Source organism: Sinorhizobium medicae, assembly GCF_007827695.1.
GTDB classification, from domain to species: domain Bacteria; phylum Pseudomonadota; class Alphaproteobacteria; order Rhizobiales; family Rhizobiaceae; genus Sinorhizobium; species Sinorhizobium medicae.
Map to the genome: position 1 here is coordinate 654076 of NZ_VITA01000001.1, position 22148 is coordinate 676223.

The following is a 22148-nucleotide window of genomic DNA, read 5'->3' on the forward strand; positions in this document are numbered from 1 at the left end:
TCGCCCGCAAAGAGGAAAAAGAATGGACGCACCTGTCCACGACCGACCTGCCATCAGCCCGATAGCCGAAGGACTCGGACCGCATGGTTCCGCTCTCTATATCGGCGGCAGCGAGGGCGCGCGTGACCTCGGTCTTCTGCGACGTCACGGCATCACCACCGTCGTCAACTGCGCTATCAATCTCGACATCAATTATGTCGAGACGCCGTCCGACGAGCCGGATGTCGAGCGCCTGGCGGCCGGCTTCGCGGGAATACGCTACTATAAGCTCGGTATGATCGATGGTGAGGGCAGCCCCGAAACGATGATGCTGGGCGCCTATTACATACTCGACGGCGCACTTCGCCAATCGATGCCGAAACGGCCCACCTATCCCTTCCGGGACGGCGGGAACCTTCTCGTGAATTGCCGGGGCGGGCGAAGCCGTTCCGTGGCGCTCGTTTCGCTCTTCCTCCACAAGCAACAGCCGGAGCTTTACCCGACCCTGGACGATGCGGTGGCGGCGATCCGAGAACGCAGGCAATTGATGCAAGACGAATGGTTCGAAACGCCGAAGCCGATGCTCTACGAGGCGGCAAGGAAGGCCTCCGCCTGGATCGACCTCATCGAGCGCGCGCGGCACGGGGACCCGCAATGCTGAAACGTGCGCTGCCGGCAGTCGCCGTGATCGCCGACGCGCATTTCCATGACCTCGAAGCAGATTTCGGCTTCGACCGGGTGGAGGTGGAGGGCCGGAAAATCACGATGCGCAGCTGGGCAGAGACCCGGAAATCGACCCGCGTCTTCAACGAAAGCGCGGACGCGTTCCTGGCAGCGCTCGCGGAAGTGCGCCGGCGGGGCATTCGCCACGTCGTCCTGCTCGGGGATTACACGGATGATGGCCAGCGCGCCACCACCGGCGCGCTCCGGAACATTCTCGACGAGCATTCCGCCTTCGGCATGTCGTTCTATGCGCTCCCCGGCAATCACGACATCTTCGGTCCGCAGGGCAGGCATCACACCAAGCAATTCCTCGACTGCGCAGGTCGGGGCATTCTCGTCACCAGCGACGTGAAGCGCGCCGGCAGCGGCGTTACGGTCAGTGATCGCATGTATTGTGAAGGGTACCCGGCCGGCCTCGATCCGATGGCTGGCTTCGGCTACTTCCGCAAGCCGGAATATCTCCATTGGGAGACCCCGTTCGGTATGTCCGATGCCGCGGAGGACCGCGAATACGAGGTTGCATCGCCGGACGGCAGGAACCGTTACAACATGATGGACGCGTCCTACCTGGTCGAGCCCGAGCCCGGTCTATGGCTGCTGATGATCGACGCCAATGTCTTCGAGCCCGTGAACGGGGTCTATGAATGGGGCGACGAGGCGGCCTTCATCGACAGCACCTCGGGCGGATGGAACGCGATGCTCCGCTGTAAGCCTTTCGTCATCCCGTGGATTGCCGATGTCTGCGCACGGGCAGAAAGGCTCGGAAAAACACTGCTCGCCTTTTCGCACTATCCGGTGCTCGACCCTTTCGACGGTGCGACCGGCGCCGAGGGGGCGCTTTTCGGCGAGACCAACATTGCCCGGCGCACACCGCGAAGGGCAGTCGAACGCGCGCTGCTGGCGGCCGGACTGTCGCTCCATTTCAGCGGGCATCTTCATGTGGAAGGCGTTACGCGCCGCGGCAGCGGCGGCCAATCACTGACGAATGTCGCGGTCCCATCGCTCGTCGCCTTTCCGCCGGCCTTCAAGATCGCCCATCCGGGAGAAGGGAATGTTGCAGTCGAGACGGTGGAATTGTCGGGATTACCGGTCCATCCGCGGCTCCGGAACGCCTATGAGCGAGAGGCCGCCCTGCTTGGTGAAGAACCGGACGACGCCTTCTCGGCCCCTAGCTACGGAGCATTTCTCAGGGCGCACAAGCGGGCGCTGGTCAGCCACCGATATTTCCCGGAGGAGTGGCCGCGCGCAATAGTCGAGCGGGTGGCGGACCTCACACTGGAAGAGATCGCGTGTCTCTTCACTGGCGAGTCCGCCGGCAGCGCGCCAAAGCTCTCAGCTCTGGGGCAGGCTTCGGCAATCGACATTGCCGAGCTCGGACGCCTGCCGATGATAGAACTCGTCGCCGACTGGTATTGTCTCCGGCAGGGGGCATCGCTCGCTTTGGCGCATATCGAAGAGTCGCGGCTGCCTCTCTATCGGTTTCTCGCCGACCGGTTCGGATGCGAGCCACAGACCTGCCACGACAGTCCGGCGAAAGGCTTCGTCGCCATATTCCTGGGAGCATTGGGTCTCTTTCTTGAACGCGCGGGCAATAGTCAGGCGCACATCGTCGTCCCGTCAAATCCCGCCCGGCAAGACGCTTCGGCGTGATCGGCAACGGAAGACCGGGTGGCCCTGGACGGGTTTTGCGTCGGCAAAGTCGACAGGCAAATAAGGTGGACTCATGGAATCGATGATTGTCGGGGTCAATCTTTTCGGCGCGGTGGCGCTGCTCCTCTACGGATTGGGCCAGGTCAAGGACGGCATGTCGAGAGCCTGGGGCGCACGGCTGAGAACCGGCCTTGCTGCCGGCACCCGAGGTGGCGCGCGCTCCTTCGCCGCGGGGTTCGTGGCAACCATCGCCCTCCAAAGCTCGACTGCAACGGCGCTCATGGTCGCCTCCTTCGTGGAAAAGGAGCTGATTGCGCCGGCCATGGCGCAGGTCGTCTTGCTGGGGGCAAATGTCGGCACGGCCGCAACCGCATGGATCGTGGCGCTCGGCCTCGGCTGGCTGTCGCCGCTGCTCATTGTCGCGGGGTTTGCCCTTTCCCGGACGCGGTCCAGCGCGCGCAGGGGCGCCGGCAGCGCCATCGTTGGGATCGGCCTCATGCTGCTATCCTCGCATCTTCTTGCAAATGCTACCGATCCGCTCCGGCAGTCGCCGGCGCTCAGCGCCTTTCTGGCGATGCTGGAAAACGCCTGGCCGGTGGCTCTGATCTTCGCCGCCGGGCTTGCCGTGCTGGCATCCTCCAGCCTTGCCATCGTCGTGCTGATCCTGTCGTTATCGGCGACCGGCGGCCTGTCGACCGCGCTCGTCATCGTCCTTGTCCTCGGCGCGAATCTTGGCGGCGCCGTTCCGCCGGTGCTCGCAACGCTCGGTGCTTCCGCCAGCGCGCGCCGTGTTACGATCGGCAACCTCATCGTCAGGGCGGCCGGCTGCGCCATCGCCCTGCCGCTGGCCGGTTACGGCGCGTATCTTATGGAACTGGCGCGTCTTTCGCCGCAAAAGCTCGCCGTCGACGCCCATCTTCTCTTCAACCTTGCCGTGGCGCTTGCCGCCTTTCCATTATCGCCTCTCCTTTATCGGCTGACGGCCAGCCACATCCCGGAGGAGGCCGAAAGCGAGAACGGGCCGCGCTATCTGGATATGGAAGCGCTCGCGCGGCCCGTTGCTGCACTTGCAGGCGCCGGGCGAGAGGTCATGTCGGTCGGCGACCTGATCGAGAGCATGCTCGTTCGGGCGCTGGAGGCACTCAGGGGCAACGATTTATCGCGGCTTGCCGATATCAGCCTGCTCGAAGGTCGGGTCGACCGGATACAGCACGAGATAAAGCTCTATGTCTCGAAGGTCGGCAAGGATGGCATGACGGACGAAGACCACCGTCGCGCCCGGCAGATCGTCGACTACGCCATCAATCTGGAGCATATCGGCGACGTCATCGAGAAGGGACTGCATCCTGAGATCGCCAAGAAGATCAGCCTCGGCCTTCGTTTTTCAGAAGACGGGCAGGGCGAACTTGCGAGGCTCTTCGCGATCACGCTCGACAATCTGCGCATGGCGCAGGCGGTCTTTGCGACCGGCGATGCGGAGCTGGCGCGGCGTCTCGTGGAGGTGAAGGAAGAGGTGCGCCGGCTGGAGAAGCAATCGGCCGAATGCCATTTGCAGCGCCTTCGCGAAGGGCGGCTCGACAGCATCCAGACGAGCTCGCTGCATCTCGACATGCTGCGTGACCTGAAGCGGATCAACGCTCATGTCGCCTCGGTCGCCCATCCGATTCTGGTCGGAAGCGGCCTCCTCATAGACAGCCGCATCCGTCAAGCCGTGTGACGTCAGAGCACTTCCAGGAAAAGTGTGGAGCGGTTTTCCGTCCGGCAGTGCTTGGTCTAGCCTAGCGCGCCGTCTGCCGCTCCACTAATGTTACCGGCACGACCTGCAGCCGCGTTTCCAGATCGTCGCTGTCGAGAGCGGAAAGGACCTTCTCCGTCAGCGATTCGAAGGACTGTGCAACCGTCGTGAGTTCGTAGCTCTTCCAGCCGGCCTGCGGAATGTCGTCGAAGCCGAGAATCGAAATGTCCTGCGGAACGCGGCGGTTCATTTCCAGCCGTGCGGCATCGAGAAATCCCAGCGCGAGAAGGTCGGTTACACAGAAGGCGCCGTCGATCGCCTTGTCGGCCAGAAGCTCGCGTCCCGCCTGCAGCCCGGATTCGTAGCTCGTCGGCCCGCCCGACCAGGCGACGACCTCCACTCCCTCGGCCTGCATTCGCTGCGTGAACGCGTTGGCCCTCCGCAGCTGGGCGGGGGTCTGGCTGCCGCTGGTCACGACCGCGACCTTTCTGCAATTCGCTTTGATCAGCCGCAGGGCGGCGAGGTCCGCCCCATGCGAATCGTCACTCAGCACCATGTTCGTATCCGTGCGATCGAGGCGCTGGTTGATAAGGATGAGACGCACGCCATTGGCAATGCATTCGTCGACGATCGATCCCGGGGGTTCCCCGGAGAGCACGACGATAGCCTGGGCGCGGAACTCGAAAAGGAGTTCGATCAGAGGCGCAATGTCCTGTCGCGCGTCCGCGGCGTTCAGAAGCAGGCATTGCTTACCCTGGCGCAGGAGCCCGATGCTCAACAGGTCGAGCTGCTTCGAAATGAAAGGCGAGGAGAGATTGGCGCCGACCACGCCGATCAGGTTGGATCGGTCATTGTTCAGCACCTGCGCTAGGCGATTGACGCGGTAACCCAGCTCCCCAGCGGCTTTCAGGACCTTGCGCCGGACCGCCTTCGAGACGCTGGCGCCGGGGGTGAAGGTGCGCGATACCGCCGAGCGCGACACGCCCGCACGCTTTGCGACCTCTTCGGCAGTCACAAAAGTCCTCGCCATCCGTCCTCCTTTCGGCATCGATCAGCCCTCTATCAGAGGCCACAAACTGCGCAAAGTTCCAATCGGAAAATTACGCGGGCCGTGGCGGCAGGTCTCATTTCGGGCCGTCTTCCCCGATGCCCGACAGCTTCATCCCGCCTGCATCGAACCGGAATAAAACTGAACACGTGTTCGCAGGAAAATAGATTAATGAAAACAACGAAATAATCAAATGATCACGTGTGCATTTTTCAGTTGACAAACGGGCGGACTGAATCGATCATACGTTCCATAACGACGGCAATTATGGAATTTTTATTCCGTCGGCGGCCGGCAAAGGTCGGAACAGCGGCATGGCTCCGGGAGGAACGGTGGGCCGTCGTCGCCGCGCAAGAGGCTTGCATCTCCGCGAAGCGCGTTCAACCGGCGTCGGCGGACATCAGGCTCTGGCGAAATATGCATTAGCGGCCATGGGAGGAATGATGGCTCTTCTAAGTGAATCGGCGAAGGCGGTAGCGGCCGCAAACGGGCCTGCCGCGCCAACGGCCTGGCAGGCCTGGCGCTATCGGCTGAAGGTTGCGTTACGGGAACCCACGACACTCATAGGCGTGCTGACTGCACTGCTGTTCACCTATCTGATCGTCGTACCGATCATTTCCATCGTGCTCGATGCGGCCCGGGTCCAGTTCGGGCACGAGCGGCGCCTGAGCAAGGATGTCGGCGAGTTCACGCTCTACTACCTCGACAGGGTGCTGTTTTCTCCGGTGTCGGCAGACCTGTTCTGGCGCCCGCTTCTCAATACGCTCTCGGTGGCGATGGGCGCCATTTTGCTGTCCCTCGTGATCGGCACCGTGCTCGCCTGGCTCATCAGCCGGACGGATATGTTCGGGCGCCGCTGGTTCGCGACCGCGCTGATCGTACCCTACATGTTGCCGGCCTGGACCTTTGCGCTCGCCTGGACCACGCTCTTCAAGAACCGCACGGTCGGCGGTCAGCCGGGTTGGCTGGAGGCGGTTGGGCTGACACCGCCCGACTGGCTCGCTTATGGGCGATTTCCAATCACCATCATCCTGGCGCTGCACTACACACCCTTTGTCATCCTCCTTTTCGGTTCGGCGCTCAGGCGCTTCGACTCGCAGCTCGAGGATTCGGCGCGCATCCTCGGCGCCAGGCATCACCAGGTGGCCTTGCAGATCATCCTGCCCTTGATGCGTCCGGCATTGCTTTCATCGATGGTGCTCATCTTCGCCAAGTGCCTGGGCGAGTTCGGCGTGCCCTACGTGCTCGGCCTGCCGGTCAAATTCGAAGTTCTCTCGACTTCGCTTTTCCGCAGTATCGCCTCGCGCCAGACGGGGGTCGCCGGAGTGATCGCCGGCTCCATCATGCTGATCGGCATCATCACGCTGCTGATCGATGCACGGCTGGTGCGCGAGGCGCGTCGCTTCGTCACGATCGGCTCGAAGGGCTCGATGGACCGGCAGAGCCGCCTCGGCCGCATGCGTCTGCCGGCGGCGGGCTTCGCTGCCACGGTCTTCCTGATGAGTGTGGGCTTGCCGCTTCTCACCCTGTTCCTGTCGACGATCATGAAGCTGCCCGCGCGATTCACGCTCGACAACTTCACCCTTGATTATTGGATTGGTCGTGATCTCGATACCGTTGCGCTGAAGACCGGCATCCTCCTTAGTCCCGACCTTTGGGCAGCTGCAAAGAACACGCTGACGATCGTGGGGCTCGCTTCGGTGACGTCGGGCATTCTCGGCCTGCTGGTCGGCTATGTGGTCATTCGCACGCCTGTTCGCCTGCTGTCGGTCTATCTCCGGCAGGTGACCTTCCTGCCCTATCTGGTGCCTGGCATAGCCTTTGCCGCGGCCTATCTGTCACTGTTCGCAGTACCCCGCGGACCGATGCCGGCACTCTATGGCACGGTCGTCATCCTCGTGCTCGCGCTCATCGCAGACCAGATGCCCTACGCCTCGCGCGCCGGCATCTCTGCGATGACTCAGCTCGGAAAGGACCCGGAGGAGGCGGCCCAGATTGCCGGTGCCGGCTGGCTCAGACGGATGACTTCGATCGTCATTCCGATCCAGAAGGGCTCGCTCGTCACCGGCGTGCTGCTGCCGTTCATCTCCGGGATCAAGGGCCTTAGCCTCTTCGTCATCCTCGCCGTGCCGAGCACGGATGTGCTGACCACCTATTCATTGCGCCTCGTCGACTACCACTACACGCAGGCCGCTAACGCCGTGGTGCTCATCATTGCCGCCATCGCTTATCTGGGCACGCTCATCACCCAGAAGCTGACCCGCACAAATCTTGCAGAAGGACTTGGAAGCTGATGCCCACGATCAACCTGCGCGGTGCGCAGAAAAACTACGGCGTGAATTCGGCGAATGCCGTTTCCGATCTCGATCTGGAAATCCGCGATGGCGAATTCATGTGCCTGCTCGGTCCCTCGGGCTGCGGAAAAACCACGACGCTCAGAATGATTGCCGGCCTCGAAAATCTCTCGGGCGGCGAAATCCGCGTCGGTGACAGGGTCGTCGACTGCGTCTCCGGCGGCGTGTTCGTGCCGCCCGAGAAACGGGAGATGGGCCTCGTCTTCCAGAGCTATGCCCTGTGGCCGCACCTGACGATCGAGCGCAATACGGATTTCGGCCTGAGGCTGCGCAAGCTGCCCAAAGCGGAAAGGGAAGAGCGCGTCGAGCGCGTCATGCAGGCGCTCGATATCGCCAAGTACCGCGATCGTTATCCGTCGCAACTGTCCGGCGGTCAGCAGCAGCGGGTGGCGCTGGCCCGCATGCTGGCAATCAACCCCGGCGTGCTGTTGCTCGACGAGCCGCTTTCCAACCTCGACGCGCGGCTGCGGCTGGAAATGCGCGCGGAGCTCAAGCGGCTGCACAAGGAATTCAAGACGACCATCGTCTTTGTCACCCATGACCAATGGGAGGCGATGACGCTCGCGACGACCATCGCCGTCATGAACGAAGGCACGCTGCAGCAGATAGGCACGCCAAACGACATCTATGATCGCCCGGCGAATCGCTTCGTCGCCGAGTTCGTCGGCAGCCCGCCCATCAATATTCTCGACTTCGGCGATCCCGGCACATCCGATGTGACGGATAAGGCTGAGGCCTATCTTGCCGCGCATCTTCCAGGGCTGAGGAGCATCGGCTCCGTCGGTATCCGCCCCGAGGCGATAGGTTATGCCGCGCGGACCGAGGACGTGCCGGAGGGGAGCTTCTCGGGCGAGACGACGGTTACCGGCGTCCTGCCGACGGGAGGCAACTGGATCCTGGAGCTAAGGACCGACAACCACACCCTGTTCCTGACGACGCATGTCCCGCCGAGGGTCGAGCAGGGCGCCAGGGTCCTCTTCTTTGCGCCGCCCGAGGCCCTGCATGTGTTCGATGCCGACGGCCGCCGGATCGCAGAGGCGGACGACCGGCTGAGGAGCACCGCAACCTACAACTGACGACCGGATAGGACGAACGACGAGAAGCAACCTGCTGAGGGAGGAACAAAATGAAACGGAATGCGAGAAGCGGCAGATACCTTTTTCTGGGGACTGCGATGCTGTGCGTGCTTGGCTCCGGGGCTTGGGCCGAGGAGCCTTTCGATATGGATGCGCTCGTTGAGGCGGCCCGCAAGGAAAAGCCGATCACCGTCTACGACAGCACCGGCAAGATCGTCGAGATGGCGAAGAACTTCGCCGACAAATACGACGTCGGCGCGGAGGGCTCGAAAGTCAAGGCATCGGCTCAGCTCGAGATGATCATCCGCGAGGCGCGGGCCAACAACATTCAGGGCGACGTCTCCATCATCAGCGATGCTCCCGCCGCAATGGCGCAGCTCATCCCGCAGGGGTTCGCCGAGAGCTGGGTGCCCCCGGATTTCGCCGGCAACATAGCGGCGGAACACCAGGATCCCCTGACGGTCGTCACCAGCGCCAATGTCTGGGCGTACAACACCGAACTCTTCGACAAATGCCCGGTCACGAATATCTGGCAGCTGACCGAGCCCAAGTGGAAGGGCAAGGTTGCGATGCAGGACCCGCTCGGCAAGGCATCCTATGTCGATTGGTTCAACCAGATGGCGAAGCACGGAGACGAAAAACTCGCTGCCGCCTACAAGGACCTCTACGGCAAAGAGCTACAGACCGAGGAGACCAGCGCGACAGCGGCCTGGGTCAAGGCGCTTGCCGCGAATGCGCCGCTCCTGACCGATGCCGATGCGGCCGCCGCCGATGCGGTCGGCGCGCCCGGCCAATCGGAGCCCTTCATGGGCCTGATGAGCTCCGCGAAGTTTCGCGATAATGCGGAAAAGGGCATGAAGCTCGGTCTGTGCAAGGACCTCAAGCCGTGGGTCGGCTGGCTCTATCCGGGGGTCGGGCTGATCACCAAGGGCACGGACAGCCCGAACGCCGCTCGCCTCTTCATCCACTATGTCATGACTGCGGAAGGGATCGCTCCCCAGGCGGTCGACGGCAAGATGTCGACCAACAGGGAGGTCGCTCTGCCTGAGGATGAGCCTTCCGGGATCGCGGCGGTTCTCGACCAGCTTCTGCCCTATAGCATGGCAACGAGCCTCGACGATTGGGACGCGCGCGAGACGTGGCAGGATTTCTGGCGCGTGAACTACCAGAAGTAGGGCCGGCCGGATTTCGGAGACGGCCGATCGGAAATGAGGCGATGGCAGTTTTGCCGTCGCGCTCCTTGGGAGTGAAGCGAAGATGTCGAGGAACAGCAAAGTGGGCCCGGCGACCATCGCCACGGTCGGTTTGATGGCCGGGCTAATCGGGGCAAAAGCTGTTGCGGCGGGCGGGTTTGATCTGAACCGTCTGATCGAGGCGGCAAAGAACGAGAAACCGATCACCATCTATGACAGCACCGGCAAGATCGTCGAGATGGCAGAGAATTTCAACGCTAAATACGGGCTGAAAGCGACCGGCATGAAGGTGTCGGCGAACAGCCAGCTGGAAATGATCATCCGGGAGGCGCAGGCGAACAATGTGCAGGGCGACGTGGTCCTGATTACCGATGCGCCGGCGGCGCTTGCGCAGCTTCTGCCGGACGAGTTCGTCGAGAGCTATCTGCCGGAGGATATGGCCGCAAAAATACCGCCGGAGTTCCAGAAGCCGCTGGCGATTTCAACCAATGCCAACGTCTGGGCCTATAATACCGAAGCCTATGACAAGTGTCCGGTCTCCAACATCTGGGAGCTGACCGAGCCGCAGTGGAGGGGCAAGGTCGCGCTCGTCGATCCGCTGACGAAGAGCACTTACACCGACTGGTTCAACCAGATGGAGGCACATGGCGATGACAAGGTTGCCGCCGCCTACAAGGCGCATTTCGGCCAGGAATTGCGGTCGGAGGAGAAGAGCGCGTCCGCCGCCTGGGTCAAGGCCATGGCGCAGAACGCGCCGCTCGCGACGGACGGCGACGATCCAGTGGCCGAGGCCGTCGGCGCGCCGGGCCAGAAGGAGCCGTTCTTCGGTCTCCTGAGTTCGGCCAAATTCCGCGACAACGAAGCCAAAGGCTATAAGCTCGGCATCTGCAAGGAGCTCGAGCCCTGGGTCGGCTGGACCTATGTCAAGCTGGGCCTGATCGCGTCGAAGACTTCAAGCCCGAACGCCGCCAAGCTGTTCATCCACTATATCCTGACCGAGGAAGGCATCGCGCCGCAGATGAAGGACGGCAAGTTGCCGACCAATACCGACATCAGGATGCCCGCGGACGAACCATCCGGGTTGATGGCCGTTTCCGACCGGCTCTTCGGCTACGACGCTGCGACGGGTCTCAGCGACTTCGACCGTCGTGAGGAGTGGCAGGACCTCTGGCGCACCAATTACAGCAAATGATTCAGGCCGGCGCGGGGCCCCGCGCCGGCCTTTCTCCGACAGACCGATTTCAACAGACTGGATATTCAATGCAGCCGAAGCCGTCTTCCGGATCGCATATCGCCGATCCCGATTCCGCCGCCCTCTCAGGGCGACTTGCGGAAATTGCGCGGGGGGCCGCCCTTGCGGTTCGCATGCCTCTTCTCGAAGCGTTCCGGTCCGAAATGGCCGTGGACTACAAGGCGGACCTGCACGATATCGTCACCGTCCACGACAGGCGGGCGGAGGCGATCATTCGAGCCTACATCCTCGAGCATGAACCAAACTCGGCGATCATGGGCGAGGAGGGCGGCCAGACCGGTGACGGCGAGTTTCAGTGGTATGTCGATCCGATAGACGGAACGGCGAACTTCGCGCGCGGAATTGCCTTCTGGTGCGTATCAGTCGCGGTCGTGAGGGAGGGAGCCGTGCTTGCCGGCGCCGTCTACGATCCGGTGGCGGACCTAATGTTCTCGGCGGACCTCGAAAGTGCGGAACTGAACGGCAATGCGCTTGCGTCGCGTGCCGCCGATAACGAAAAGCACGCCACTCTCATTACCGGCTATCCGGTGGCGCGCGATTTTCGTGTCGATGGCCGGGAGGCAGCGCTGGCCAATTTCGGGATATTGGTGGAGACCTTCTCGACGCTGCGCCGGCCCGGCAGTGCGGCCCTCAGCATCGCCCATGTCGCGGCCGGATGGGCGGACGCCGCGGCCGGTTTCGGGGTCAATGCCTGGGACGTTGCCGCCGCAACGCTGATCCTGAAGAATGCCGGCGGGCGGTACGAACCACTTACCCTCGGCAAAGTCGCGGCCGATGGGCCGGATTTCATGTGTCCGGGCTATATCGCTACAGGACGGGGGGCGGATTATCCAACGCTCGAGCGGGTCGCCCGATCGATCTCGACGTCCCGGATTGCAAAGACCGGGCAGTAGCAAGCGTTCCCAATCGGACACAGCGCGAGACCTGAGGTCTGCGCCGGAGTAAAAACATGCAGCAGTTGGACCCAGACCCGCAATCGATCGCCGCCGAACTCCCGAAGCTCAGCCTGATTTATGAGAAGCATCCGCTCTATCAAGTCGATCTCTTCATCAGCGGCAAGGAAGGTGCCAGCGATCTGGAGCTCCTGCGCCAGAATGGCGTCACCACCGTGGTCAACTGTGCGGTAAACCTGGACTTCAACTATGTGCGACGGGCCGGCCTCGTATCCGATCACGAGGGCAGCGCCTATGGACCGGGCGAAATCCGTTACTACAAGATCGGCTTGATCGACGGTTCCGGCAACCCGGACACGCAGATGGTCGCGGCCTATTTCATCCTGCGTGCGGCGCTGGAGCAGGTATTGCCGGAGAAGCCCTCCTATCCGAGGCGGGAGCGGGGCAACGTACTCGTGAACTGTCGGGGAGGGCGCTCTCGCTCGGTCATCGTCATGGCACTGTTCCTGCACCTGACGCTCCCATCGCAGTTCACGACCCTGGATGCGGCGATCGCGCATATCCGCGAACACCGCCGCCTTTCGCGCGCAGAGTGGTACAAGGCGCCAAAACCTGTTCTGATCGAGGCCGCCGCCCGTGCAGCGGACTGGATCCGCCTGATCGAGGGTGTCCGATGACGACGCAGCCGCCGCGCCACGCATCCGGCACGAAGGACGGTGGCGGTAGCAAGGCGCAGGCCCGGCGGGAAAGCCGAACTCCTCCGTCAAATCTGTATGAGCTCAAGTCGATGATCGCCAAGAGGGAAGTCGTATTCCCGGGGGAGCTCGAGCGTGTCATGCGCGCTGTTCTCGATCAACCCGAGTTCATCGCCTTCAGCACGGCAACATCCATAGCGGGCAAGTGCGGCGTGTCCAGAACGACGGTTGTGCGTCTCGCAAGTCATCTCGGGTTCGGGAAGTTCCGCGACTTCAAGAACCTGTTTCGCGAACATTTCAAAGAGGCGGCCAATGCAGGCCGATAGGGAATGCCCGTCATCCGATTTAATAAAGAGGCCGGCGCCGCGGATGCGGGCCGGGCCTCTCGACAACACGCGTTGAACGAGACCGTCAGCCGTCGGCGAGGTGAACTGTCCGGGGCAGCGAAGAGAAAACTTCGGGCCGTCGCGCCGAAGAACCACGATGTCGTCAAGACGGATTCCGAAGCGGCCCGGGAGGGATCCCCGGCTCGATCGAGAAGATCATGCCTTCCTCGAGAACCGTCTCGGAGGTGGCGGTGATGTAAGGCGGCTGCCGGCGGCTGGCGCCATCGCGCGTTGGAGGTTATATTAGCCCATGCGTAAGCTTCATCCGAAACGGGAAAAGTCATGGACCCGGTAACGCTCGTACTGACCGTATGCCTCGCATCGGCACCCGAAAAGTGCCGGGAGGAAACGCTACGATTTCAGGACTTGAGATCCTTGAATCAATGCATGTTTCAGTCTGCGGTGTATATCGCCGAATGGTCCGAGCAGCACCCCGCCCTTCGCGTCAAGAAATGGCGCTGCCGGCTTGCGGATGGGACCCAGCCGGTCTGAGTGTCCGGCCCCCCGCCAGCATCAGACTTTGAGGCTCTGGAGCGCAGCGGCGACGATCGGGTGTCGCATCGTCAAAACTCGGAATTGCCCGGTGTGGAAAACTGTGCAACAACGATTCGCATCGTGCTGGGGAGAGTACGATGCCTTGGGAGAGATGCCTTGGGAGAACAGATGTTTCCGGTGCATCTGGAGCGGCTCGATGCTGCTCCATCGGCTTGCAGTGTCTCGGGAGGAGAACCATGCCACGGACAGCCTTGCCCGTTCATTCGCTTTCGATAAAGTCGGCCCTGGTGATCGATGATCATCCGCTCTATTGCGATGCGCTGGCCGCGACGATGGAAAGCACCTTCAATACACGCCGGATCAGAACGGCGACGTCGCTGAGTGAAGCGCTGCAGCAGTTGCGGTTGCGCTTCTCGCCCGATCTGATCATGCTCGATCTCAACCTGCCCGACGCTTCGGGCCTGAGCGGCTTTCTGAAGATCAAGGAGAAGATGCCCGATATACCGGTCATTGTGATCTCCGCCTTCACGTCGCACGACGTCGTTCAATCGGTCATGGCCGCCGGTGCCGCGGGCTTTATTCCCAAGGACATCGATCGCCATAATTTTCAGGAGGCGATGCAGGATATCTGGAACGGCAAGACCTATGTGCCGCCGGGCTATGCGGTTCAGGCGCGCGCGACTGCCGCGGACCAGTCGGCCGAGACGATCTCACGCAAGATCGCCCATCTGTCGCAGCAGCAGACCCGCATACTGAGTCTGATCTGCGAAGGCATGCCGAACAAGCTGATCGCCTATGAGATGCAACTTGCCGAGGCGACCGTCAAGGCGCATATCACGGCGCTTCTGCGCCGGCTGGGTGTCCATAACCGCACCCAGGCGGCCATGCTGGTCCGCGAAGTATCGATCCGCCACAGCCTTCAATGAAGTGTATCCGGATGGCGGGATCGGAGTAGGAGGGTGACCATGCATGACGGCTGTCGATGATCTTGAGCGCAAACCGGCGGAGGCGGTGCGGCTTGCGACATCACGCGCCGAGGATGCGTTCACTGCCCTTGCCGACATCAGGCGGCAGCTCGCCACGGCAAGGCCAAGTTTCATTTTTCTGTTCGTGCCGAACAGGCTGCAAACGGACGACCTCGCCGCGGCGCTTAGAAAGTCGTTGCCGAACACGGTCGTCTTCGGCTGCACGACGGCGGGCCAGATTACGCCTCGTGGCTATGAAAACGACGCCCTGCTGGCGGTTGCCTTCCAACGGCATCATTTTCGGGTAGCCTCGATCCTGTTCCAGCCGATTTCTCCGGTTTCGATTGCCGATGTCGTGTCGCAGACGGAGCGGCTCGCCTCGCAGTTCCGCGTTACGCCGGGCCGAAAGCGGTTGGCGCTGATCTTTGCCGACGGACTGTCCAAGCAGGAGGATGTTCTGGTGGCAGCGCTCGAGGCGGGGCTGAAGGATATCCCGGTTTTCGGCGGTTCGGCCGGCGACGGGCTGCGGTTCCAGCGCACACAGGTACTCCGCAACGGTGAATTTCACAGCAATGCGGCGCTTCTCCTGCTGCTCGAAACCGACCTGGAGTTCAGCGGCCTCGGCTTCGACCACTTCCAGCCGACCGACAAGCGCATGGTGGTGACCCGCGCCGTTCCGGAGGAACGGCTGGTTCTGGAAATCAACGGCTCTCCGGCGGCGGAGGAATATGCCCGGCTCGTCAAGGTACCGGTCGACGAGTTGTCACCGATGGTGTTTGCGGAGAACCCGGTGCTGGTGCGCAACGGCAATCTCTATCACGTACGGGCGATACAGCAGATACACGGCGAGCATGGCCTCACCTTCCTATCGGCGATAGACGATGGTCTCCTGCTGCGGCTGGGTCGCGGCAAGGAGATCATCCGCACGCTCGAGACGGGGCTGGCGGTCAACGGCCATGACGGCGAAGCGCCCGACTTCATACTGGGATTCGATTGCTATCTGCGCAAGCTCGAGATCGAGCGGAAGGGCCTGGACAGCGAGGTTTCCCAGCAATTGCGGCAGAACCGCGTCGTCGGCTTCAACACCTATGGCGAGCAGCATCTCGGCGTCCACGTGAATCAGACCTTCGTCGGCGTCGCGTTTTTCCGGCCAAAGGAGGGCGCGCCGCTATGATCGATCCGAACGAGGCCTATGAGATCCAGATTGCCAAGCAGGCCAAGATCATCGAAGCCCTCGTCAACCGGGCAGAGCGCGGGCACGAAGTCGGCGGCACTGCCTATTCTCTCTTTGAATCCGCTATCGCGCTCCAGGCGGAGGTCTGGGAGAAGACCAAGGATCTCGAAAAGGCGCTCGATACGCTGGACCGGGCTTCGAGTGAGCTCGAGGTGGCCTACCAGACGCAGGAGCGCATACAGAGGAATCTCGCCGATGCCATGGTGGCGATGGAGGACGGCTTCGCTCTCTTCTCCGAAGAGCGGCTGCAGGCCTGCAATGCCCAGTTCCGGCAATTGCTGCCCGATGTCGAGCCGCTGATCAAGCCAGGTCTTGGCTTCGACGACTACCTGGCAGCAGTCAATGCGAGCAAGTATCTGAACCGCGACGAAAACGGAGTGTCCGGGCGGCCGCACCCGGTCGCGAAGGAGCAGGGGTCAGGGCAGCGCTTCTCATCCTTCGTCATGGTTCTGCGGAACGACCGCTGGTTCCAGATTTCCTATCGGCAGACCAGTTCCGGCAACATCACGGTCCTGCAGACCGAAATCACGGACATCGTACGGGAGAACCGGCGCGAGAAGAACCGTCTGATCGACCAGCAGTCTCATCTCCTGCAGGCGGCCTTCGACCATATGTCCCTCGGCATCTGCACGTTTTCCTCGAGAGGCGAACTGCTGGTTCGGAACGAGCGCTTCGGTGAGCTTCTCGGCGTACCGCTCTCGCTTCTAAAGAAGCGAAGTCCTTTCCAGCGCATTGTCGAACACGTCGAGCGCCACGAAATTCTCGATCGCGAGGGGCGTCGCTCCAGGGTATCCGGCTGGTTCAAGGCGGTGCGCCGTGGCGAGGCCGTTCAGGAGCGCTTCCGCCGGCGCGACGGGATGGGCCTCGATATCCGCATCCATTCCCTGCCCGACGACGGCTTCATCGTTTCTATAATGGACGTAACGGCAGAGACCGAAGCTTCCGCACTTCTGGAGCAACGCGTACAGGAGCGTACCGCCGAACTGACCGAGGCCAATCGCCTGCTGCAAATCCACGCCGACGAACAGACAAAAATCGAGGCCGCCCTTCGACACGCCAAGGAAGCTGCGGAAGCAGCCCACACATCCAAGACGCGTTTTCTGGCGGCGGCCAGTCACGACCTCCTTCAGCCGATCAATGCGGCTAAGCTTTATCTGTCGATGCTGACCGACAGGATGGGGCAGCCGGGTGTCGAGGAGGTCGTCAGCCGTTTGAAGCGTTCCTTCACATCCATCGAATCGCTTCTGCAGGCGCTTCTCGACATTTCCCGTCTGGACAGTTCGGGCGCCGAGTTCAACGTCACTTCGTTCAATCTCGGAAGCCTGCTGCAGGGTGTGGCCGAGGATCTGGCGCCCCTGGCGACGGAAAGGGCGATCGAGCTTCGAATCGTGCCGTCGACGCGCTGGGTCAGCAGCGACCAGCGCTACCTGATGCGTTGCGTTCAGAACCTGGTCGTCAACGCCATCCAATATACGGAGCGCGGGCGTGTGCTGGTCGGTTGCCGGCTGAAAGGCGATGCCGTGCGAATAGAAGTGTGGGATACGGGTGTCGGAATATCAGAGGAGGACCGGGCGCGGATATTCAAGGAATTCACCCGAGCCAGTGGCGCTGCGAAAGGTCCGGGCATGGGACTTGGCCTGTCGATCGTCGAGCGGGCATGCCGGCACCTCGGTCACCCCATAGGCCTGGCATCGCAGCCCGGCCGAGGTTCCGTCTTCTCGATCGAAGTGCCGCTGGCGCCGCCGGGCCGTGCCAGCGTGAGCGAGGAGCCGAGAATGGAGCCGATGCTTGAGGGCAGTCTCGACCTGATCGTCATGATCGTCGAGAACGACGCCGACGAGCTACACGCAATGACGCAGGTTCTGGAGAGCTGGGGAGCAAGCGTTCTGGCGGCCGGCTCGACTGCCGATGCGGCAGCGCTGATGCAGGAAATCGGCACGGCGCCCGACATTCTGCTCGTCGACTATCAGTTGAACGATGACGATAACGGCATAGAGACCATCCGCACGCTGCGGGCGCTCGCTGGAGCGGAAATCCCCGCTATCATCATTTCCGCCAACCGGCAGCGGCAATTCCTGCAGCTCTGTACCGAAATGTCCTTCGCCGTGCTCACCAAGCCTGTGCAACTGGTGCGGCTCAGAGCGTTGATCGACTGGAAGACCCGGGCCCGCGTGGCGTGAGGCAAACACAGACAAAGGTCTCCGATGACATTGCCGGAGCCACTGCTAGGCTCGGTGTCGTTGAACGGCAGCTTCATATCAGACGGTAGATCCGCGATGCGCATTTTTTTCCTGATCGCTCTAATCTTGCTTGGACCAGCCCACGGATCCGCAGCCGCTGCAGAGACCTACGAGCTTCTCTTCCATTCCGCGGCGCTGAAGGGGCTGGAGGCGGAAAAGGCCGGGAACGGAGATCCCCAGGGTAGCCTCGTCTACGACAAGGTCGTGTCCGGGGTCGATTCAGGTGAGAGGAGCGGTCGCTTCGCAGTCGGCCTGAAGGTGCAGGCCGGCGACAATGTTTCGATGACCCTCTATCAGGGGAGCCAGTCTCGGGGGCTCGGCAATTATCCGCGTTCGGTCGGCAATCCGCTGATCATGTATTTTCTCGAAACCGTGCTTTCCGATCTGGCGGCACAGTCGGGCGGCAGCCCCTTCTATATGCGCAATCGCATCAAGGAGGCTTTGCTGCGGGATGCGCAAATCGAGCCGGTAACGCTGCGCTATAATGACCGCGAGATCGCGGCGCGTGAGGTGACGATCCGGCCGTTCGAACACGACAAGGCGCGCGAAAAAATGGGGCGGGTTGCCGATCTGTCGCTCGCCGTTACCGTTTCGGAAGATGTTCCCGGCTGGTACTTTTCGCTGGTGGCCACTATTCCTTCGGCCGCCGACAGCTCGGGGGCCGGCTATTCCCACGCAATTACCTTGAGAGCGTCAGGGTCGAATGCGTCAGGGGAGGATCAGCCATGATGCGCGCCGCCTTGTCGGCGCTTGCAATTGCGTTGACGGCAGTCCCTGCAGGCGGGCAGAGCATGTCGGAGCGTCTGAACGATTATCCCACTGAGGTCCGGGCCGATTATGTGTTCGGCTGCATGGCCGCCAACGGGCAGAGCCGGGAAGTCTTGAGCAAATGCGCATGCTCGATCGATGTGATCGCCTCGATCCTGCCCTATGACAAATATGTTCAGGCCGAAACGGTCCTGTCTCTCCAGCAGGGAAGCGGCGAACAGCTTGCCATGTTCAAGTCGGCCGTGGTGCCGCGCACCATGGTCGCGGATCTGAGGCGCGCCCAGGCAGAGGCGGAGATGCTGTGCTTCTAAAAGCAATTCCAGGAAAAGTGCGTAGCGGTTTTTTCCGTCCGAAATTGCGACAAGAAAAGGCCGGGCACTTAGCGGTCTGATGTGGCCACCCGTCAGGCGGGTGGCGTCTTCGGCAGGACGCGGTCGAAGACATTGCCGTCCGTATCGACCGCATGGACCGTGAAGTCCGGGGCCCCATTGTCGGTATAGCTGAAGCGGAACACAGGATTTTCACTGATCGATATCCCGCCGTCGAGCGCGAACAAAAGCTCATCTCCCTGCTTCACCACCAGTTCGGAGATGAACTTGGCACCGACGAAGAGTTGAGTGATCTGGTCCCGCTGGAGACCGGAATAGTTCGGATGCCGGATCATGATCTGCGCCTCGCGGCGGGGTTTTTGTACTTTACCCTCGCCGCCGAAGAGCTTCAGCCGCATCTCTCCCATGCCCTTCAGAGCCGCGACCGGATCCTTCGTAGCGGGCGCCGAGCAGCCGCCGGATGCCTTGACGAAGCGGCCATTCATGAAAATGCCCTGTGGCGTTTCGGCGATCGCACGGATGTTGGAGTACTGGTTGACGCGCACGCGGGTTTCGAATTTCAGCGGTGCCATCGTCGGGCCGAAGCGAATTTCCGCCGCAACCGGCGCCGGATTCTCGTCGATCACCAGCTTGAGCGATTTGATCGGCCCCGCCGCCGCGTCCGTCTGCTCGATCGTGATGGGCACCGTCGCGGCGTCGTTGGCACGGTAGGGCGCCGCGACGGAGAACAGGGCCGTGCCGTCGAGGATGGCCGCCTCTCCGACGATGTCGCCTTTCAAGTCATGCCAGGTCGTACCGTCTGCAAGCGGGTTGTCCGGCTTCTCCGGCTCGGCAAGTGCGAGATTTGCCGTCAGCATGACGGGAATAAGCGCGAGAATGAGCTTCATGGTTCAAAGCCCCCTTTTTGGAAAGGCTGCATGTATCCTTTAGCATAGAAATGCCAGGGAACAGAAGCGAGCCTTTCGGATATGTTGTCTGGCGCGACCGGCCGCCGCAAGCTTGTAAATCGCCCACTTTGTGAAAAACGCAGGGGCCTCAGGTGTTCGAAGCATTCGTGACCATGTGCATTCTGGCTGCGGCCGTTCCCGACGCGCCGCCGCGCGAGACCTGCCGCGTGGCACTGCTGCCCGGCTTTGGGGCGGAGACGAAGGCGGGGTGCGAGCAGGCGCTGCACTCCGTCACGCGCCGGCCGGGCAATTGGGCCGAGAAGGCGCCATTCTGTGCCCCGAGGCCCAAGTCGGTTCTCTCCTTCAGCGAGGCCGCCCCGGGGGTTTTCCTGCATCGGGGCCGGGTGGCGGAGCCGGATGCGGAAAACGGCGGCGACGTTTCCAATTTCGGTTTCGTCGTGGGGTCGCGCAGCATTGCCGTGATCGACTCCGGCGGGGCGCGCAAATTGGGCGAAGAGATCTATCTGGCAATCCGGGAACGAAGCCGCCTGCCGATCAGTAATCTGATCCTGACGCATATGCATCCGGACCATGTCTTCGGCGCCGAGGCACTCCGCGAGGCCGGCGCGGTGGTGCTCGGCCAGGCCGATTTGCCGCGTGCGCTGGCCGACCGCGTCGAGGACTATCGGGCAAGCTATGCCCGGCGGCTCGGCGAGACCGCGTTCCTGGGTAGCCGTATAATCGCACCGGATCGGACGGCAGCGCAGCAGGAGGCGATCGACCTCGGCGGCAGGGTGCTGGAGTTGCGCACCTGGCCAACGGCGCACACCTCTACCGACCTCACGATCTACGACCCGACTTCCGGTATCCTTTTCGCCGGCGATCTGCTGTTCGACACGCACATGCCGGCCCTCGACGGATCGTTGCGCGGCTGGCTGGCAGTCCTTTCCGAAATGAAGGGACTCGGCGCGCGGAAAGTCGTGCCTGGGCATGGAGGCCCGCTGCTCGACTGGCCGCAGGCAGCCGAGCCGCTCGAACGCTATCTGCGTGTTCTGGAATCCGACACGAAGAAAGCGCTCGACGACGGCCTGGCGCTGGGAGACGCGAGCGAGACCGTCGGCCAAAGCGAATCAGCCCGATGGAGCCTGTTCGATCTCTTGAATCCGCAAAACGCCACGGCCGCCTATACGGAAATGGAGTGGGATCCTTAGCGCGGCGTCAGAAACGCGCAATCGTTTGTGGGGGGTACAATGTACACTTCCAATGCGCTCAAACGTCAATCCGGCATATGCTTGAGCAGGATCTGTGCAATGGCATAGGCGCGCTTTTCCAGAAGCACCGGCGTTTCGCACACATATGTAAGCGCCTGCGAGCGATCGCGATAGATGCGCTCGTCCCAGTCGATCTGCTCCTCCAGCTTGTCTATGCGGTCGAAATCGGGACTTTCCACTTTCGAAAGCTTCGCCATTTCGACGCGGGCACTGTCGATTCGGGATGAGAGTGCGATCTGGCTCCGGGAGTAGCGACCTATCCCCGTGATCAGTCGCTGTCGGGTCTCGGCGATATTTTCGAACACGCCGTAAAAAACATTGCCGAGCACATTGCCGTCGACCTTGGCCCGCTCCACAAAGGCGCGGACATGCGCATCGGCCTCTTCCAGGCTGACCCGCCGAAGCGATAGCATTTCGACGAGCTCGGTTGCCTCGGCTGAGAGCGGAGCGGTGGTGACAGGCGCTGGCCACATCAGGCTCGCGGATAGTTTCTCGACCTTGCGCTGGATGCAGGGCCAGTCCGGATCGGAAAAGTCCATGGCAACTGAATTGCCGGGGGCTTGTGTCAGGCCAAGCGCCAGACCGACCGTCAAACCAAACGCCAGGCGGCGCATTGGACCAAACGCATGACAGGCGACTCTCATCCTTGATGTCTCCGTGTTCTCACGGGTTTCAGTATAGGGGGACCGAGGGGGAAGCCAAAGGTCGCGTTTTGCACACTAAGGTCGCAATTGTCTTTGTGCTTTGGCCCGTCTGTAATCTGTGTACAAGGCCTCACAAGGGCCGCTTACATAACGTAGTACCGGAGGCATCCATGCGCACTCGCGCTGCTCTGGCCGTCGAGGCCGGAAAACCCCTTGTCGTGACTGAAGTCGAGCTCGAAGGGCCGCGGGCCGGCGAGGTTCTGGTCGAGGTGAAGGCGACCGGCATCTGCCATACCGACGACTTCACGCTTTCGGGGGCGGATCCGGAAGG

General features: G+C 62.0%; 20 protein-coding genes and 1 pseudogene. 18 read left to right on the forward strand and 3 right to left on the reverse strand.

Features of this window, described 5'->3' with window-relative positions:
• The first annotated feature begins 22 nt into the window (after positions 1–22).
• The 3 genes from FB009_RS03195 (at position 23) to FB009_RS03205 (ending at position 4069) form a co-directional block, all read left to right on the forward strand.
• Positions 23–640 (forward strand): dual specificity protein phosphatase family protein, encoded by a 618-nt coding sequence (locus FB009_RS03195; RefSeq protein WP_011969598.1) that lies wholly within the window; start codon positions 23–25, stop codon positions 638–640.
• Positions 634–2352 carry a metallophosphoesterase family protein gene (locus FB009_RS03200; RefSeq protein WP_101799307.1) on the forward strand — a complete coding sequence of 573 codons (1719 nt, stop codon included), beginning with the start codon at positions 634–636 and terminating at the stop codon, positions 2350–2352. The genes FB009_RS03195 and FB009_RS03200 overlap by 7 nt, the downstream gene beginning before the upstream one ends.
• A gap of 73 nt (positions 2353–2425) precedes the next feature.
• Positions 2426–4069, forward strand: coding sequence for a Na/Pi cotransporter family protein (locus tag FB009_RS03205; protein ID WP_145161436.1), 1644 nt, complete (start codon positions 2426–2428; stop codon positions 4067–4069).
• 61 nt (positions 4070–4130) lie between these two features.
• On the opposite strand, the gene FB009_RS03210 is transcribed toward FB009_RS03205, so the two are convergent.
• Positions 4131–5117 carry a LacI family DNA-binding transcriptional regulator gene (locus FB009_RS03210; RefSeq protein WP_011969595.1) on the reverse strand — a complete coding sequence of 329 codons (987 nt, stop codon included), beginning with the start codon at positions 5115–5117 and terminating at the stop codon, positions 4131–4133.
• Positions 5118–5578: 461 nt separating this feature from the next.
• Between FB009_RS03210 and FB009_RS03215 the strand changes: the two genes are divergently transcribed.
• The 13 genes from FB009_RS03215 (at position 5579) to FB009_RS03280 (ending at position 18997) form a co-directional block, all read left to right on the forward strand.
• On the forward strand, positions 5579–7429 hold the full coding sequence (locus FB009_RS03215) for an ABC transporter permease (RefSeq protein WP_145161439.1): 1851 nt from the start codon (positions 5579–5581) through the stop codon (positions 7427–7429).
• On the forward strand, positions 7429–8565 hold the full coding sequence (locus FB009_RS03220) for an ABC transporter ATP-binding protein (protein ID WP_011969593.1): 1137 nt from the start codon (positions 7429–7431) through the stop codon (positions 8563–8565). The genes FB009_RS03215 and FB009_RS03220 overlap by 1 nt, the downstream gene beginning before the upstream one ends.
• A gap of 50 nt (positions 8566–8615) precedes the next feature.
• A complete protein-coding gene (locus FB009_RS03225) occupies positions 8616–9740 on the forward strand; it encodes an ABC transporter substrate-binding protein (protein WP_011969592.1) in 1125 nt (374 codons plus the stop codon).
• Positions 9741–9822: 82 nt separating this feature from the next.
• Positions 9823–10950 (forward strand): ABC transporter substrate-binding protein, encoded by a 1128-nt coding sequence (locus FB009_RS03230; protein ID WP_011969591.1) that lies wholly within the window; start codon positions 9823–9825, stop codon positions 10948–10950.
• A 68-nt stretch (positions 10951–11018) separates the two neighbouring features.
• Entirely contained in the window at positions 11019–11903 is an 885-nt protein-coding gene (locus FB009_RS03235; protein WP_024312507.1) for an inositol monophosphatase family protein, read from the forward strand.
• A 56-nt stretch (positions 11904–11959) separates the two neighbouring features.
• Complete coding sequence (locus FB009_RS03240; RefSeq protein ID WP_011969589.1) at positions 11960–12580, forward strand: dual specificity protein phosphatase family protein; 621 nt, start codon at positions 11960–11962, stop codon at positions 12578–12580.
• Positions 12577–12924 carry a MurR/RpiR family transcriptional regulator gene (locus tag FB009_RS03245; protein WP_011969588.1) on the forward strand — a complete coding sequence of 116 codons (348 nt, stop codon included), beginning with the start codon at positions 12577–12579 and terminating at the stop codon, positions 12922–12924. The genes FB009_RS03240 and FB009_RS03245 overlap by 4 nt, the downstream gene beginning before the upstream one ends.
• Before the next feature lie 342 nt (positions 12925–13266).
• Positions 13267–13476, forward strand: coding sequence for a hypothetical protein (locus FB009_RS33065; protein WP_011969587.1), 210 nt, complete (start codon positions 13267–13269; stop codon positions 13474–13476).
• A gap of 239 nt (positions 13477–13715) precedes the next feature.
• Positions 13716–14405 carry a response regulator gene (locus FB009_RS03260; protein WP_011969586.1) on the forward strand — a complete coding sequence of 230 codons (690 nt, stop codon included), beginning with the start codon at positions 13716–13718 and terminating at the stop codon, positions 14403–14405.
• A 43-nt stretch (positions 14406–14448) separates the two neighbouring features.
• Entirely contained in the window at positions 14449–15618 is a 1170-nt protein-coding gene (locus FB009_RS03265) for an FIST signal transduction protein (RefSeq protein WP_011969585.1), read from the forward strand.
• Positions 15615–17858, forward strand: a complete 2244-nt coding sequence (locus FB009_RS03270; protein ID WP_011969584.1) for a hybrid sensor histidine kinase/response regulator — start codon at positions 15615–15617, stop codon at positions 17856–17858. The genes FB009_RS03265 and FB009_RS03270 overlap by 4 nt, the downstream gene beginning before the upstream one ends.
• Positions 17859–17954: 96 nt before the next feature.
• Positions 17955–18647: a hypothetical protein gene (locus tag FB009_RS03275; RefSeq protein ID WP_162305183.1), complete on the forward strand. Its 693-nt coding sequence runs from the start codon at positions 17955–17957 to the stop codon at positions 18645–18647.
• Complete coding sequence (locus FB009_RS03280) at positions 18644–18997, forward strand: hypothetical protein (protein ID WP_011969582.1); 354 nt, start codon at positions 18644–18646, stop codon at positions 18995–18997. Before FB009_RS03275 ends, FB009_RS03280 begins: the two co-directional genes overlap by 4 nt.
• A gap of 92 nt (positions 18998–19089) precedes the next feature.
• On the opposite strand, the gene FB009_RS03285 is transcribed toward FB009_RS03280, so the two are convergent.
• The gene (locus FB009_RS03285) at positions 19090–19902 is read right to left on the reverse strand and encodes a quinoprotein dehydrogenase-associated SoxYZ-like carrier (protein ID WP_011969581.1); all 813 of its coding nucleotides are present in this window, start codon (positions 19900–19902) and stop codon (positions 19090–19092) included.
• Between the two features lie 152 nt (positions 19903–20054).
• Between FB009_RS03285 and FB009_RS03290 the strand changes: the two genes are divergently transcribed.
• Positions 20055–21113 carry a quinoprotein relay system zinc metallohydrolase 2 gene (locus tag FB009_RS03290; protein ID WP_011969580.1) on the forward strand — a complete coding sequence of 353 codons (1059 nt, stop codon included), beginning with the start codon at positions 20055–20057 and terminating at the stop codon, positions 21111–21113.
• A 65-nt stretch (positions 21114–21178) separates the two neighbouring features.
• Here the strand turns inward: FB009_RS03290 and FB009_RS03295 are convergent, their stop codons facing one another.
• The gene (locus tag FB009_RS03295; RefSeq protein ID WP_011969579.1) at positions 21179–21817 is read right to left on the reverse strand and encodes a hypothetical protein; all 639 of its coding nucleotides are present in this window, start codon (positions 21815–21817) and stop codon (positions 21179–21181) included.
• 170 nt (positions 21818–21987) lie between these two features.
• Here FB009_RS03295 and FB009_RS03300 point away from each other — a divergent pair.
• Positions 21988–22148, forward strand: a pseudogene (locus tag FB009_RS03300) (S-(hydroxymethyl)glutathione dehydrogenase); the annotation flags it as partial.